Source organism: Bacillus sp. FSL M8-0025 (genome assembly GCF_037975475.1).
Lineage (GTDB): Bacteria > Bacillota > Bacilli > Bacillales > Bacillaceae > Bacillus > Bacillus subtilis.
This window is the reverse complement of the sequence record NZ_CP150258.1, coordinates 1,869,516-1,884,435: the sequence shown is the minus strand read 5'-3', so window position 1 is coordinate 1,884,435 and position 14,920 is coordinate 1,869,516. Positions and strand designations below refer to the sequence as shown.

Annotated in this window: 18 protein-coding genes and 1 pseudogene; 3 read left to right on the top strand and 16 right to left on the bottom strand. The window is 40.2% G+C overall.

What is annotated here, in order from left to right; genetic code table 11:
- Positions 1-65: 65 nt before the first annotated feature.
- A complete protein-coding gene (ccdA, locus tag MKX38_RS09535) occupies positions 66-773 on the bottom strand; it encodes a cytochrome c-type biogenesis protein CcdA (protein ID WP_003231585.1) in 708 nt (235 codons plus the stop codon).
- A 219-nt stretch (positions 774-992) separates the two neighbouring features.
- On the opposite strand from ccdA, the gene ynzD reads away from it, so the two are divergent.
- Positions 993-1,166: an aspartyl-phosphate phosphatase YnzD gene (ynzD, locus tag MKX38_RS09530; RefSeq protein ID WP_010886518.1), complete on the top strand. Its 174-nt coding sequence runs from the start codon at positions 993-995 to the stop codon at positions 1,164-1,166.
- A 73-nt stretch (positions 1,167-1,239) separates the two neighbouring features.
- On the opposite strand, the gene MKX38_RS09525 is transcribed toward ynzD, so the two are convergent.
- From MKX38_RS09525 to yneA, 6 genes are all read right to left on the bottom strand, one after another.
- Positions 1,240-1,458: a YneF family protein gene (locus MKX38_RS09525; RefSeq protein WP_003221221.1), complete on the bottom strand. Its 219-nt coding sequence runs from the start codon at positions 1,456-1,458 to the stop codon at positions 1,240-1,242.
- 85 nt (positions 1,459-1,543) lie between these two features.
- The gene (gene sirA, locus MKX38_RS09520) at positions 1,544-1,990 is read right to left on the bottom strand and encodes a sporulation inhibitor of replication protein SirA (RefSeq protein WP_003231591.1); all 447 of its coding nucleotides are present in this window, start codon (positions 1,988-1,990) and stop codon (positions 1,544-1,546) included.
- Positions 1,991-2,142: 152 nt separating this feature from the next.
- Entirely contained in the window at positions 2,143-4,146 is a 2,004-nt protein-coding gene (tkt, locus tag MKX38_RS09515; RefSeq protein ID WP_014476936.1) for a transketolase, read from the bottom strand.
- 168 nt (positions 4,147-4,314) lie between these two features.
- Positions 4,315-4,548, bottom strand: coding sequence for a DUF896 domain-containing protein (locus MKX38_RS09510; RefSeq protein WP_003231595.1), 234 nt, complete (start codon positions 4,546-4,548; stop codon positions 4,315-4,317).
- A 63-nt stretch (positions 4,549-4,611) separates the two neighbouring features.
- Positions 4,612-5,265, bottom strand: coding sequence for a recombinase family protein (locus MKX38_RS09505; RefSeq protein WP_015383764.1), 654 nt, complete (start codon positions 5,263-5,265; stop codon positions 4,612-4,614).
- Between the two features lie 18 nt (positions 5,266-5,283).
- A complete protein-coding gene (gene yneA, locus MKX38_RS09500; protein WP_015252003.1) occupies positions 5,284-5,601 on the bottom strand; it encodes a cell division suppressor protein YneA in 318 nt (105 codons plus the stop codon).
- A gap of 149 nt (positions 5,602-5,750) precedes the next feature.
- Between yneA and lexA the strand changes: the two genes are divergently transcribed.
- On the top strand, positions 5,751-6,368 hold the full coding sequence (lexA, locus tag MKX38_RS09495) for a transcriptional repressor LexA (protein ID WP_003238209.1): 618 nt from the start codon (positions 5,751-5,753) through the stop codon (positions 6,366-6,368).
- Positions 6,369-6,654: 286 nt separating this feature from the next.
- On the opposite strand, the pseudogene MKX38_RS09490 reads toward lexA, so the two are convergent.
- Positions 6,655-6,994 (bottom strand): annotated as a pseudogene (locus tag MKX38_RS09490) (hypothetical protein).
- A complete protein-coding gene (gene fosM / locus MKX38_RS09485) occupies positions 6,918-7,337 on the bottom strand; it encodes a FosM family fosfomycin resistance protein (RefSeq protein ID WP_014479937.1) in 420 nt (139 codons plus the stop codon). Before fosM ends, MKX38_RS09490 begins: the two are co-directional and overlap by 77 nt.
- A 207-nt stretch (positions 7,338-7,544) precedes the next feature.
- On the opposite strand from fosM, the gene MKX38_RS09480 reads away from it, so the two are divergent.
- Complete coding sequence (locus tag MKX38_RS09480; RefSeq protein ID WP_003245454.1) at positions 7,545-7,994, top strand: YndM family protein; 450 nt, start codon at positions 7,545-7,547, stop codon at positions 7,992-7,994.
- Between the two features lie 26 nt (positions 7,995-8,020).
- Here MKX38_RS09480 and pghL read toward each other — a convergent pair whose 3' ends face one another.
- From pghL to MKX38_RS09445, 7 genes are all read right to left on the bottom strand, one after another.
- Positions 8,021-8,779, bottom strand: a complete 759-nt coding sequence (pghL, locus tag MKX38_RS09475; RefSeq protein ID WP_024573198.1) for a gamma-polyglutamate hydrolase PghL — start codon at positions 8,777-8,779, stop codon at positions 8,021-8,023.
- Positions 8,780-9,003: 224 nt separating this feature from the next.
- Positions 9,004-9,318 (bottom strand): hypothetical protein, encoded by a 315-nt coding sequence (locus tag MKX38_RS09470; protein ID WP_026113726.1) that lies wholly within the window; start codon positions 9,316-9,318, stop codon positions 9,004-9,006.
- Between the two features lie 87 nt (positions 9,319-9,405).
- Complete coding sequence (locus MKX38_RS09465) at positions 9,406-11,046, bottom strand: YndJ family protein (protein WP_339189282.1); 1,641 nt, start codon at positions 11,044-11,046, stop codon at positions 9,406-9,408.
- Positions 11,043-11,660 (bottom strand): DUF4166 domain-containing protein, encoded by a 618-nt coding sequence (locus MKX38_RS09460; protein WP_015252008.1) that lies wholly within the window; start codon positions 11,658-11,660, stop codon positions 11,043-11,045. Before MKX38_RS09460 ends, MKX38_RS09465 begins: the two co-directional genes overlap by 4 nt.
- Before the next feature lie 4 nt (positions 11,661-11,664).
- Complete coding sequence (locus tag MKX38_RS09455; RefSeq protein WP_339189279.1) at positions 11,665-12,471, bottom strand: hypothetical protein; 807 nt, start codon at positions 12,469-12,471, stop codon at positions 11,665-11,667.
- A 146-nt stretch (positions 12,472-12,617) separates the two neighbouring features.
- A complete protein-coding gene (locus MKX38_RS09450) occupies positions 12,618-13,832 on the bottom strand; it encodes a Ger(x)C family spore germination protein (protein WP_003245832.1) in 1,215 nt (404 codons plus the stop codon).
- On the bottom strand, positions 13,822-14,913 hold the full coding sequence (locus MKX38_RS09445; protein ID WP_327842781.1) for a spore germination protein: 1,092 nt from the start codon (positions 14,911-14,913) through the stop codon (positions 13,822-13,824). The genes MKX38_RS09450 and MKX38_RS09445 overlap by 11 nt, the downstream gene beginning before the upstream one ends.
- Positions 14,914-14,920: the final 7 nt, after the last annotated feature.

The window sequence follows — 14,920 nt, the reverse complement described above, 5'->3', positions numbered from 1 at the left end:
CACAGATAATAGTCTTATTGTACCAAAAACAAAAGGATTAGTAGTAGTACGAAAGTAATTTACCGTCAAAAACCAGTAAAGCCTCCAAAAAGATCTGACAGCAAAATAATGATCAGGCTCATCCAATTAAAGAATAACAGCACACCAATCACAATCATCAAAACGCCGCCAGCTTTCATAATGAAAAGCTGGTTCTTCCTTATCCACTTCAGCTTTGTGATAAAAAAAGACAATAAAAGAAACGGTACCGCAAAACCGAGTACATATAACATCATGTATGGCACCGCTGAGCCCGGATTGGTGCCTGCAAGTGTGATAACAGCAGCTAATATCGGACCGGTACATGGTGTCCATCCAGCTGCAAATGCCATTCCGATTAAGACCGACCCTAAAAACCCGCTTGGTTTATGCTTAAAATGGATTCTCCGCTCTTTCATCATAGCCTCAGGCCGGAACACACCGAGTGTAATGAAACCGAACAAAATAATAAGCAACGCGCCAATTTGCCGAATCGCATCGTGATAATCCCTAAACAGGCTGCCAATAAAAGATGTTCCATAGCCTAAAGCAATAAAAATGACTGAAAAGCCAAGCAAAAAACACAAAGTATGAAACAGGCTTCTTTTCTGCAGCAGCAGCTTTTCTGTTTTTACATCGTCCATGCTGACCCCTGTAATATATGACAAAAAAGCTGGGTAAAGCGGCAGGCAGCAAGGCGAAATAAAGGATAAAAAACCCGCACCGAATGTCAAAAAATAATTCACGTCTCCCATGTCATCATCCCTTCATGATTTGACATTCCTTCAAGTTATGACAAAATCATTTCATTTTTTTAACACTTTCACTTGAAGGATTTCTATTTTCAGAAAAAACTTATATAATTTAATTTGACATTGAGACATTATACTCCTTCTCATTTGAAAATTAGTATAAATATGGATATAATATAAACATTCACTTTGAAGATCTAATGTATGAAAGGATACATCCCTGTGATTAGAGAGCATCTATTAAAAGAAATTGAAAAAAAAAGAGCAGAGCTGCTGCAAATTGTCATGGCGAACGGAATGACATCTCATATTACGATAGAGCTCAGTCAGGAGCTTGACCATCTTCTCATACAATATCAAAAGCAGCGCCTTCGAGCAGTAGCGGGTGATGAATGATTGCAAAATAAAAAACCCGTATAAGGGTTTTTTATTTTATAACCATGTTTCTCTATATCATAATCTTTACGTATTATTTCGTTTGATTATTCATGGCTTTCATCATTTGATTGATTTTCTTTTGAGAAGGTTTCATTCCCATTTGCATCATCATCATGCGTAACATTTGTTCATTAATAGGCGGATTCTTTTTCAGGTAGCTCATCATATATTTACGAGCAATAAAAAACCCGAGTGCAACACCTATGAGCAATGCAACAACGCCCACTAGGATGCCAACCCATAAAGTCATTTTATTTCCTCCTTCATGTTGTCTAGTTTAAAGTGTACTAAACCAAAAGCTATTATACAACATTTACATCTCTTTTTCTTCGGTTTTAGACAAAATTTCTTTCTTTCACCGGATTTAGCCATCCGTAACGCTTCGAATTGAAATCCATTGCTAAAAAGCAAGGGCTTACTTTTCTTAACACTTCAAAGAATATCGTTTCTGCCTCGTAATCTCCCGAAGCCACAATTTCTATCATGTGCTCCTTCATCATAAACGTCGCGTGGCCTTTTGCTTTCGGCAAAGCTATTCTATAAATATAATCCAGCTGCCTGTAATCCGTCTTGTTTAAATTCATTTTTAACCGCTGATGCATATGTAAAATCGGGATTGGTTGTGTAATATATTGAATCTGTTTCTCTGTCATTTCATACTGCTGCTTTTCAAGGCTTGTCCAATGATAGTCTTGAAACAGCTCAAACATAACCGATTCCCGGCCGAAATAGTGATTGGCAAATTCCTCTTTGATCAGGTACGTATAGTAGTGACGTTCCATCTTTTCATCCCCTTTTCCAGCAGCATTTCATTTGCTCTCTATTATACAAAAGAAGAAAAGAAAGAATTGTCTATTACTGTTAAACAGCCAATACTATTTTTGTCGGATAAACAAGAAAAAGAGGATGATTTGACTCATCCTCTTTCAAAAGCTTACTTATTGATTAATGCCTTAACTCGATTCACTACGTTCGGAACTGAGAAGCCGTATTCGTTAATGATGGTTTCACCTGGAGCAGATGCACCGAATCGGTCTATGCCGAGAACGTCACCTTCAAGCCCTGTGTATTTGCCCCATCCAAATGATGAGCCCATTTCAATTGCAAGACGTTTTTTCACATCTGCAGGAAGGACTTCGTTTTTGTATTCATCAGATTGTTTCTCAAAACGGTCCATTGAAGGCATGCTGACAACAGAAACATCGATATTTTCTTTTGCCAATTCAGCCTGCGCTTCAATTGCAAGACCTACCTCTGATCCGGAGGCAATGAGAAGAGCGTCAGGTGTTTCGTTTTTAGATTTAGAAACGACATATGCACCTTTTTCTACTCCTGCCAATGCTTCTTCAGCTGTTTGATCGATGGTAGGAAGGTTTTGACGTGTAAGCACTAGCGCTGTTGGGTGGTCAGTGCTTTGCACTGCAAGCTTCCATGCTGCTGCTGTCTCATTGCCGTCTGCTGGACGGATCAAAGAAAGGTTAGGCATCGCACGGAGTGAAGCAAGCTGTTCAACAGGCTCGTGCGTCGGACCGTCTTCACCAACCGCAATACTGTCATGTGTGAAGACATATGTCACAGGAAGGCCCATTAACGCTGCAAGGCGAATCGCAGGACGCAGGTAATCAGAGAAGACAAAGAAAGTTCCGCCGAATACACGAAGACCGCCATGAAGCGCCATACCGTTTAAGGCTGCACCCATCGCAAATTCACGTACACCAAACCAGAAGTTTTTGCCTGAGTAATCAACCGCTGTAAAATCACCGGCATTTTTAATAGTCGTTTTGTTCGATCCCGCTAGGTCAGCAGAACCTCCGACAAAGAAAGGAATTTTTTTCGCAAGTCCGTTGAGAACTTCACCGGAAGATGCACGGGATGCCAGGCTGCTTCCTTTTTCATACACAGGAACCTCTTGATCCCAGTCCTTCGGAAGCTCTCCTTTGATTGCCAGTTCAAGCTGTTCAGCAAGTTCAGGATAAACTTCTTTATATTTAGCGAATTGAGCATTCCATTCTTGTTCTTTTTTCTCACCTGATTCTTTAACAGCTGCAGCGAAATGCTCATAAACTTCTGACGGAACGTAGAAGTCTTCTTCATATGTCCACGCGTAAGCTTCTTTTGTTAATTTGCTTTCCTCTTTACCAAGCGGCGCACCGTGAACACCGGATGTACCGGCACGGTTAGGTGAACCGAATCCGATTGTAGTTTTCACTTCAATTAATGTAGGTTTCTTTTCATTTTGGCGTGCTTTTTCGATAGCCGCTGTTAATTCTTCAATATTGTTTCCATCCTCAACATAAAGAACTTCCCAATTCATTGCTTCAAAACGCTGTTTCACGTTTTCAGAGAATGAACGGTCGAGGTCTCCATCAAGAGAGATGTCATTAGAATCGTATAGTACGATCAGACGGCCAAGCTGAAGATGGCCTGCGAGTGAAGCGGCTTCAGAAGAAATACCTTCCATTAAATCACCATCACCGCAAATACTGTATGTATAATGATCGACTACGTTAAATGAATCGCGGTTGTATGTTTCCGCTAAATGGCGTTCAGCAATTGCCATACCGACTGCCATGGCAATTCCTTGGCCAAGCGGACCTGTTGTAGCATCAACACCGGCAGTATGTCCGAATTCCGGATGTCCTGGTGTTTTGCTGCCCCACTGGCGGAATCCCTTAAGATCTTCAATACTAAGATCAAACCCGCTTAAATGAAGCATGCTGTATAATAGTGCTGACCCGTGTCCAGCAGATAAAACAAAACGGTCACGGTTAAACCAGCCAGGGTTTGCCGGACTTACGTTCATAAATTTTGTCCACAGCGTGTATGCCATTGGAGCGGCTCCCATCGGCATCCCTGGGTGACCAGAATTTGCTTTTTCAATAGCGTCTATTGACAGTGTGCGAATGGTAGCAACTGATTTCTTTTCAATTGTATCCATAAAAATCCCCTTCCTTATGTGTTGTACCCTTACATCATAAATGTCTGATGACTTTTTCTCAACTGTTTCAGCTTAAATTTGAGAGAAACTTGTTGAATTTTGTCACATAAGAGTTTTGATTATAGTATATGCAAAAGAGGAATACGATATTGCCGTATTCCTCTTATATTAGTGAAGTTTGTTATTTCTTTGTTCTCTTTTTAGCTTTTCTGGTGTAACATCATTGCCTTCTGGGTCAATGATTTTCACACTTTTTAACGTGTTCTTCATAGAAGAACGAAAACCTTTCAAGTACTCTTGACGGAGCTTTTGCTGTTCGGCTTTTTCTTCTTCTGTAATAACGCCAGCTTTAGCTTTGGCAGCAAGTTCATTAATTCTGGCAATTTTCGCGTTTGAAATCATGTTAAACTCCTTTATTGCATTTTGTCTATATAGTACTAGATCAAAAAAAGTTTTACAACTGATTCACTCTGCTGTCTCTTCATTCTCTATGTATTCCTGAAAACGCCGGTGAACGGTTGCTTTAGAGACATCATAGCCAAACCCTCTTAGAGTAGCCGCGATTTCAGCAAACGTCAGTTTATTCGCTCTCAGGCGGACGATCTCAGAGATTGGCACCTCTATTTTTTCTTTTCCACTGTTCTCATGTTGGTTTTTTAAGTTTTTTTGCGGTTTAAAACCGTTTTTTACTGCACGTTTCATTCCCCGTCTGATTTTCATGTTGTGAATCTTTCGCTGATACTCTTCCACAATGCTGACGATTTCCAAGACCATTGAGTCAGCCTCCGATAACTCCAGTTCACCTCTATGAGCCGTTGTATAGACTTTCACACCTTCTCTATAAATACAATGAAGCAGTGCGATTTTTGCGTTTCCCCGTCCGAGCCTTGTCTCATCCTGAACCAAAATGACATCAATTCCAGCGTTCTTAATCTCATCAAGCAGCTCAAATACACCATCCCGATCCATTTCATATCCGCTGGCTTTTTCTGAAATCACTTTGACCACTTCCATGCCGTTCTCCGCTGCAATGGCCGTAAGCTCCTCCTCCTGCCGCTTTAATGACGTTTCCTGCTGTTCTTTATTTGTGCTTACACGGGCATAAATGAGTGCTTTCATTTTATCTCTCTTTCCTCTCTATTTTACAGTTGCTAATTCATATGCATCCTGATGCTTCTTTTTCAATGGGATCACTAACTCATCACCCGGCTGGATATCAGAGGTTTGAAGTTGATTTTTATCAGCTACCCATTCAATAAAATCATTTTTGTTTATCTTTTTTGTATCTGCTACCTGATCAGCAATTGACCAGAGTGTGTCGCCTTGCTGGACTTCTATTTTAACATACTGATTAAGCTCTTGGCCGCTGCTTGTATATGACAGCATAAGGATAACCGCGCTCAAAATCACTGTGAACAGACCGACAAAAATAATAGATTCTTTACTCATGATCATAACCTCCAACAGGAATGTTTGTTCGCATTTTTATAATTTCAGTATATACGAACAAACGTTTCTGTCAATTGTTTTTTCGAACCTATGTTTGTACTGTAAGGAAAATCATGCTATAATCTTCTTAAAATCGACGTTTTGAGGTGCGAAAAATGACGAAGCTATCAAAAAGGCAACTTGATATCCTCCGTTTTATTAAAGCAGAGGTTAAATCAAAAGGATATCCGCCTTCCGTGAGAGAGATCGGAGAGGCTGTCGGGCTTGCGTCCAGCTCTACTGTCCACGGCCATTTGGCCCGCTTGGAAACAAAAGGGCTGATCAGACGGGATCCGACAAAACCAAGAGCAATAGAAATTCTTGATGAAGAAGTAGACATTCCGCAAAGCCAGGTCGTTAATGTACCGGTCATCGGGAAAGTCACGGCGGGATCTCCTATTACAGCAGTAGAAAATATTGAAGAATATTTTCCGCTCCCAGACCGCATGGTTCCTCCAGACGAGCATGTATTTATGCTGGAGATTATGGGAGACAGTATGATAGATGCTGGTATTCTCGATAAGGACTATGTCATCGTTAAACAGCAAAACACAGCGAACAATGGGGAAATTGTAGTTGCGATGACAGAAGATGATGAAGCAACTGTAAAACGATTCTATAAAGAGGATACCCACATTCGCTTGCAGCCTGAGAACCCAACGATGGAACCTATCATTTTGCAGAATGTCAGCATTCTAGGGAAAGTGATTGGCGTGTTCAGAACCGTCCATTAATCTATTGATCTATCAGATGCATAAAATAACCCCCTCTTCCTTTACGGAGAGGGGGTTTGTTGTTCAAAAAAAGCAGGCTCGCCCTGACTTTTGGGTGCGAGCCTGAATAGGAGGAAAAAGAACATCATGTTTACACCATAATTATCCACCAAAAGATTGTTGAAGTCAAGAAATTTTCTTTCCTTTAGGAAACTTTTATCAAAATATGAACATTTAAAATATTAGACGCCATCTTCTTAAAAACGTTTCATTTTTTAGGTCGTGGAAGGATACGGTTTCATATTTCTTAAGGGGCGAAGCAATTGAAATATACTGAAAATTTAGTACATAGTTTAATTAGTTCAACATTCTGATAAAACAGCTCGCTTTCTTCATATAAAATGTAATATGTATTTCAATTTCACCTTCACCCAATCACTTGTGCAGTTCAAAAGATATGGCATCGTTGAACAAGTCGGGTAGAAACCTTCCCCAAACATAAAGTCTCCACCAACACCCTTCTTTAAATTTAACCTTATATGAAATATGGTTGTGATATCAAAAGTTTCATCATAAAAAGTGCATATGCGTTTTTTCTTGTTTGTAATATCGAAGCCTGTCTTGAAGGGTTCCGGTATGAAATTCAAATTTGTGGCCGTCAGGGTCGGTAAAATAAATTGATTTTCGATCGCGTTCATCTCGTTCTCTGCCAGGCAGAATATTGACATGAAGTCTTTTTAATTTAGCTGATACCTCCTCAAATTCATGATCTTCAATTGTAAAAGCAATATGGGTATAAGAAAGCTTAATGTCATTTCTCGGGATGTCTGGTTCTTCATTAAGCGCTAGCCAGATGCCGTTCATATCAAAATATGCAGTTGTTCTTCCCTTTACTAAAAGCTTTGCATCAAACACTTTTTGATAAAAATCAATCGATGTATCCAAATGCGAAACTGAAAATAGCAAGTGATTGATTCCTTTTATCTCCACAAATCATTCCCCCCTTGAAAGCTGATCATCCACATATACGTCTTTTTTCATAAGAAAGTTTCATACTGCTGAAAAAAATACCAGTGTAAACAAAAACGGACTGTTTAAAATAGTAACATGACCATTATGAATGGTTTTGAATTGCATTATTTATCATTTGTTTACGCCCAAGAATTTTCTTCAAAAAATAACAATTTAGGTGGTCAAATGAAACATATCATTGCGCTTGCTTCAAAGATTGCTTTCACTCTCGCCCTTTTATATGTGATTTTGGACAGAGTCTATCACGCATCCTTCTTAAGTGTGATGTTTATTGCACTTTTCTTAGGTTTTGTTTCCTATCTTTCTGGTGACATGCTCGTCTTACCCAGAACAAACAATATTACAGCTTCATTGGCTGACTTTGGCCTTTCATTCGTTATTCTTTGGGTATTTGTTTTAACCCAAACAAGAAACGATTTCTCACCATTTGGAGCAGCTCTCCTTTCCGCTGCCTGTCTTACTGTTTTTGAATACTTTTTTCATCGGTATTTACTGAAAAATGTGCTTGATGAAAATTTCCGAAATGAACTGTCAGCGAGAGATAACACGTTGCAGTATCAAACGGAAGCCGCGGACGAGCTGTTTCCCGAAACGAAAGAGAAGCATAAGGAATAGGAGGCTGTCTTATCGCCTCCTATTTTTCAGTAGCTATTTTTGAGAAAACGGAACATCACTTCTGTAAACTCATAAAACCTCTCATTTTGAGTAACAGCTCTGCTTTTTAAAGAAAAGATGCCGAACAAAGACTTTCTAAAGCCTGTGCTCATTTCTATCTGGATACTTAAACCTGTTTTTGATTTATTTGCAATGTTATTCGGACTAACGCCCGCATGCGGATGGTCCGTATTGAGCAATACAGCAGGAAAACCGGCATGCTGCAATTTCTCAACTAAATCTGCCGCTCTTACGCGATCTGTACCGCCGACTTCGATCTGCTGATCTTCTTCTGCGTACCCGTGTAATGAAATGACATATTCATGATTTCCCGTCATTTTAAGGGCCCGAGGTTCATCAAAGTGTGTGCTCGTAATGTGCAGGACTGAGTTTCCTGCCGATTTTAAGCCTTCAAATAAATACATCGAGTACTCTTTGCTGAGCTCTCTCGCTACTTCACTTGTCCCGCCTTCAATACCTCCTCCGTGAATAGCTAAAACAAGAACAGGGCTTCCGGTTTCTTTCGTAACAACGCCGTAATCAGAAGGATCTTCATTGTTTTTTAATTCCTCAAAATTCTGATATACATCTTCAGCATAAATTGAAGAAATCGGAGTAAACACCATAAAAATCAACAATAATTTTACAATTTTAATAGTTGATGGAAAACGTTTGGCTATGTTACAATCAACATGCTTCAAGGAATGGAGCAAACGGCGGAGCAGGGATACTTTGGCCGGTTTCATCTACTCCGCCTCTAAGTCCAAATCAACAGGATGTAGGTCTCTTTGAGGCTTTAGCACGAATTCTCTCGTCCTCCTTGTTAAATTTTTGTTAAATTCACAATATTATATACCATTAGCCCGGGCGCTGTTCTTCTCATTTTTGAATTTATGAAAAGTAAGCTGGCACCACCTCCCCCATTTCCATACAAAACAAAAATGCACCTGCCCTTTGGCCTGTGCACTTTTTATTTTCTCTTCATTCTTCGTTTTTTTGCTTGATTTAATTTCATGATGTTTTTTTCAATTTTTCTTATGTTTCGCCTTTGCGGGATTGTTTTCATTTCATAATAAACAGAAATAAACCCGCTTAATGTCACTGCTGCAATATAAAGGACGCGCTGTTTGATCATCCGGTCAGCGTGTCCATGATCATTCGCTTCTTTTTCCAGTCTTTCGATCACAGCTTTATCAAACAGCTGATCGACATACACTTGTTTCATTCCCACTGCAAACCCAGCAGCCAGCCAAAGAATCAGAAATAAACTGATATAAAACACCATAAACCCTTCCTTTCCTGTCTTGATGCGGCGCAGAATTTTAAAACAGTTCATCTCATTACAACTGGCAGACGAAGCTTCTTCTTTGTGTTAGGTTCTTTCAATAGGCTGGTTAATATGTGTAATGCTGTAATGAACAGTTAGAAATTTTATTCCAAACAGCCACATATGATGAACAGCGGTTAATTTGTTGTCATGTGCAGCTTCTATCAGAAAGGTTTCAGATAAAGGAAGCGGACAAGTTCCCGCTCTTGTTTGCAGATAAATTCCCTCATCCCCCGCTCTGCTTTTTCTCCGCCTGCTTGTTAAAACCAGCTTCTCCTGATGATGATATGGTTTTAAAATACCTGTCATGCTGCTGAATGGAAGCGGTAAAGAAATATTCATATACCCCTCTCCATTTGAATGATACACTGAATAAAGAGCGGTAAAAATGGTTTCGTTTTTTTCATTTGTTCTAATCCAGGCACGTACTCTTTCCCTTCCGTCTTTTTTAGAATGAACACCTCTTATCTTGCTGTACATTCTATACCAGTCAGGGTTCGTCGAAAGATGTATTTGGCCGATTCTTCTGCTGAACCATTCGTAAATAATTGCAAGCGGCCGAAACCACGTGCTCCATGTTACTTTTGCTTTAATATTGTATTCGATGGTTTGTTCATAAAACGAAAGAATGAGCGGCTCCAGTTTTTCTGGTGAAAAATCTTTTGAACGCAGGCTGCCCATATCATCCACAAGTCCGCTGTACCGAGCGTTATTTTCAGCTTGAATACTAGCTAAAAATTCTTCTCCAATCTTTCTTTTTCCGTAGATACGGCTGAATGTCTTTACACTGTCTGCATCAAAAGGTTTCGCATCCTCTATTCTCCACCCTATGAGAGCGGGCAAGATAACACCAAACGCATTGACAAAACCGTGAATCCAAATCATCTGATTGATGGTCAATGTAACTTCTTGCCGAAATACACCAAATGAATAAATCATCGAGAAAGCAATCGTTATCATTAAAACAGCGGAAGAAAGCCGAATAAGAAATGTCCCCGTCTTGGTGCGAAAAGCTGCCGTGAACACCAAAAATGCATGAAGATAAATCGCCGCCATATAAATGCTAACCGCAATGACATCAAGTGTTTTTGAATATGTGATGCCCAGTGCGATAAGAAGGGGCGAAAGCAAAATCACCCATGTTATCCAACTGTACAACATCCGATGTTTTCTAATGGTTCTGCCGAGTAAACCGTTGAAGATCGGGATCAGAAAAGCAGAATAGTGAAAGTGGACAGCAGTCAGCAAAATGATGAGAGGGCCAAATTGCATGATCTGCAAATGGGCAGCATAAGCAAAAAACCAAAATCCTCCTCCCGCCAAATAAATAAGACCGAACAAAACTGATGTCTCTTCGATTCTATGTATCTTTGTTTCCCAAAGGCGGAGGATCGCATACAATGCATTAAAAACTGTGTACATCCACCAGATAAGTGCGAAACCCCCAACCTCCGTCACTAGAGCCAGCACCGCAAAGAATGCGGCTACAGGATAGCACTGGATTAGCCCGTTTTCCATAAACTGAGCAGCACGAACCGGAGATTGACGAAAAACAAAAGGAAAAATTCCCGGCACGAAAAATAGAATGGATAACAAAACGAGTGCCTCTGCCACTGAAATATCCGGTGCTTCTGCTGCAAGAAATCCAATAAAACAAAGCGCACTGACTATGCCATTTCGTTTCATGATTCTCTCTCTTCCTCCTGAAACGTTCCCTTATAAAAGAAAAGAGTGCCAAGAATTGTATTTTGCACATGCACTTCAATGGTGAAACAATTCTTTTTTTCATCAAACGTTTCGCAAACTTCGGATGTACCGGTCAGCCATTTCGGCAGCGGGATTCTTTTTCCGCATATCAATAGCCATTGCTTTCCCGATGTGATCGTAAGAGAGCCGTCAAGAGATGCCTCGAACGTCAAAACAGACAGCAGCAGATGAGGTTTGCCGAAGAAATCAAGTATTCTATTTTCTTTCTTGTCATATATCATTATCGCGTCAAAGAAACGTTTTTTGCCTTTAAAGAAAAATGTACGATTCCATTCTATTCCTGTATGTTGCGATTTCAAAAGACAAGTTCTATTTTGTATTGTAAATGGAATGTCTTTGCCTCTTTCTGAAAAGAAGCATCTGAAAAAAACACCCAGTTTTAACAGCATTCTAACCAGAAAAGAGCCTCCGCTTATTTCTGACATCGTTCCCGTCCCGCTGAATGTTTGAGACCCGTCTAATTGGTACCGTTTCCGCAGCTTGGGATGCAGCAAATGATAGTTAATAATTGATTTTTCATAAATCGAACTCACAATGTCACTTCTTTCTCTTTCGTTTTGTGCGCCTGGCACTGGGGAGCTGCAGGCTAAGAGCGCCGCTTGCAGCAGAAAACACACTCAACAGAACCCACATGAATATTTCGGAACCTAGACAAGCAAACCCAGCAAAAATACAAGCCTGGACACCATGAATGATCCATTTTCTTTTTAAAGGAAGCAGCCACAAAATAGCTAAGCCTATCTCCGCTGTTCCTGTCAATATGCTTGTCTTAACACCTGCAAAGCCTTGATAGAACCAAAACAGGCTGAAAAACAGACACATGAACACATAGATGATAGCAGATCGAATGAAGCGCTTCGGATGTTTATTTTGCTCTACCCAAAGCCTTAATGCATCAAAGCTCCAGGCAGTCGCCCAGCCAAGCAGCGGCCGAAATAATAAACGATCGATCCATCTTCCCAGCAGTCCGTAGGTTGTTTTGTATTGGTACTGTGTTAAAAACGTCATTTTACCATTTTCTCTCTGTATATACTTCCAGTAGCCGCTTCCATGCCGAATCAGAGATAACGGATGATTAGAGCCAAAAGCCAGTGAAGAAGACCTTTCAGATGAACATTTGTTGAAAACACCGACGGTTTCTCCTGTACCTGACACCTTTAATCCAAAGCCTACCCTTGTTTCGTAAAGAAACTTCTGTTTTTCGCATGGCTGACTATTCAAATACGTAATATTTGAAAACCGGAGATCCCATTCCTTATGCAGTGATGGGTTTTGTGTATATTCCCAGAGTGTATCCAGATCAGATTTCATTTCGATTTCTACATAAATCGGTTTCTGCCTCACAGCCCCTTCTCCCTTCTATTTCAAGCAATTCCTATATTAGCATATTGGTCGATTTGAAAAGTGTATATCTCTCCAAAAAAAGTATCTTTATCCTAATAAATGCATAAAAAAGAGAAGAGAGGTTTCCTTCTCTTCCTTGGGATTCATTACTGAGTTTTAACCGTGCCGAAATGAGTAATTGTGACGTTCACACTGTATGTGATGTCGGCTTTACTGAAGGTGTCATCCCAGTTATTTTTCACCCTTTTCCATAAGTGAGGATATGTAAGTCTAAAAGATTCATCAAAACCCGCAACATCTGCTTTATAATCATGCTGAATTTTTTTTAATACCTGACCAACTATTTTCTTTACCTCGTTTTCAATAGTCGTTTCGAGACGATCTATAAACTGGGTGTCCAACGCCTCTTTTGTGTTCCAGTTTTCAACCAAATCGCCTTCTGATTCAATATCGACATGGAATGAAATATCTTTCCCTTTTACGATTGGCTGAATTCTGCTTTTGATTTTATTGATATCGTACGCTAACGTCTGTTGGCTCTTTTTATCATGACTTTTGACAACTCCGCCTTTCCCTTCTCCTCTAATCCATGTAATCCCCTCAGTTTCATATTCATTTAAGGTGCCGATCATTTTTTTCGATTTTCCGTTGATTACAGCTGCTCCGGAATACTTGACCGCTCCATTCGCCGCAACCACATTTTGCAGTAAAAAGCTGCTGCCAGAATGCAGTTTTCCAATTAGTTTCGCGAGTGTCATAGGGGGAAGAATTCTGGAAACTTTATGTTCATTTTCACCTAATCCAATCAGCCGAAATGCCGGAATTTCTCCGTTCTCTTTCAGCTGGAGAGCGTCTCTTGCTTCCCCTTTAGCAGATAAAACAAGACAGCTCAGCCTGATTTCATTATCACGAAAAAATTGATCCAGCATTTCGTCGATAGGAAATGTGTGCAGCACATCTTCACTCATGACAACAACTTTTAAATGCGGGCTAAACACTTCTCGGTCCCGTCTTAATGCAACCTCACTTCCGATCTGCTGTAATGAATCCCCTGTTTCACTTATATTAATGTACGCTTTTTGCGCTCCTTGTCCGCTACCGCCTCCCCCGCTTGTGCCCGCGCCTGCCGCTTTTTCATTAACAAATTGATAGGTCAGCGTAATGTTGTCTTTTTTCGGATAGCTCCCGCCCTCTTCTTTTAACTCTTTTTCAGTGTTCGTTTCTTTTCCTTTATCAATTGCGATAGCGAATGTGAGACCCAGATCTTCTATTTCCCGACTGCTCCAGCATCCTGTTACGCAAATCATCAGCAGACATACTATGACCATAGCAGGCAATTGACGTTTTAGTTTACTTTTCACCTCTTTTCCTCCATTTCGAAATGACTAACAGCAAAATCGGCAAAGCGCCAAATATATACAAAGCGATATGACTGACCGTATCGCCCAATATAAAGACGTCATTTTCATTTTTCGGCATGCAAGAGAGGATATATATAACAGGAAGCAGCCCAAACATACATGAAAGGGGTTTCTTTTTAAAAACTTGTGAGACTCCCAGGGAAGCTGCATAAAAAGTGATAATAAACGTGGCAAAAAGCTGCATAATCCAAATCACAAGCAGAAATGATTCAAACCGTTCAAATATTAAACCAGGTATTTCAAAACTTCTCATCAGGTCAAGCCCCGGCCATGTTCTCGTCACAACTCCCTCAACTGATAGTGCACCGATGACCATAATCATCGTAATCATATAAAAACTGGTCACAACGCCTGTCCCGATCACAACCGCTTTCACCGCATTTTTCGGCTTTTTCATAAATGCTACTAAAATGAGCATAATTTCTGAACATGTAAATGAAAGGTTCGTTGTCTTTACTCCTCTGAGAACCGGCATGATTCCATCTCCTAATACAGGGCGCAAATTGTTGATTTCAAATATGCCTAAACTCATGAGGGCTATCGTTAAAAAGATGATGACCGTAATCGGAAAAATCATTTCAAAAAGCCGTGCAATCGGATCTAGGCCTTGTGTAATTGAATAAAGCCCAATCCAAAGAACTGTCATAATGATGGCCCAAGACGGTGTCCCTTCGAGGAGAAAAAAATCCACGATTTCGGACATGACTCTGACTTCAAATGCACCGAGTGCCAGAAAATAAGTAATAAAAACAATACTGATCAGATGCCCGAGCCATTTTCCTACAATATGTCGGGAGTATTCATAAAAGGTCTCCTTAGGATACTGCTGGCTTAATTTAACTATAATCATCCCGGCTATTACCGCTAGGAACCCGCCTAATAAAACTGAAATCCATCCATCAGGAGATTGTGTTTGTTCTGTTACTGTCCGAGGGAGCGTAAGAACTCCGGCAGCAAGCATATAATTAATGATGATAATCGTTGCCTGAGCGGTTGTGATTTTACTGGTTGGGCTGAACATGAGACTT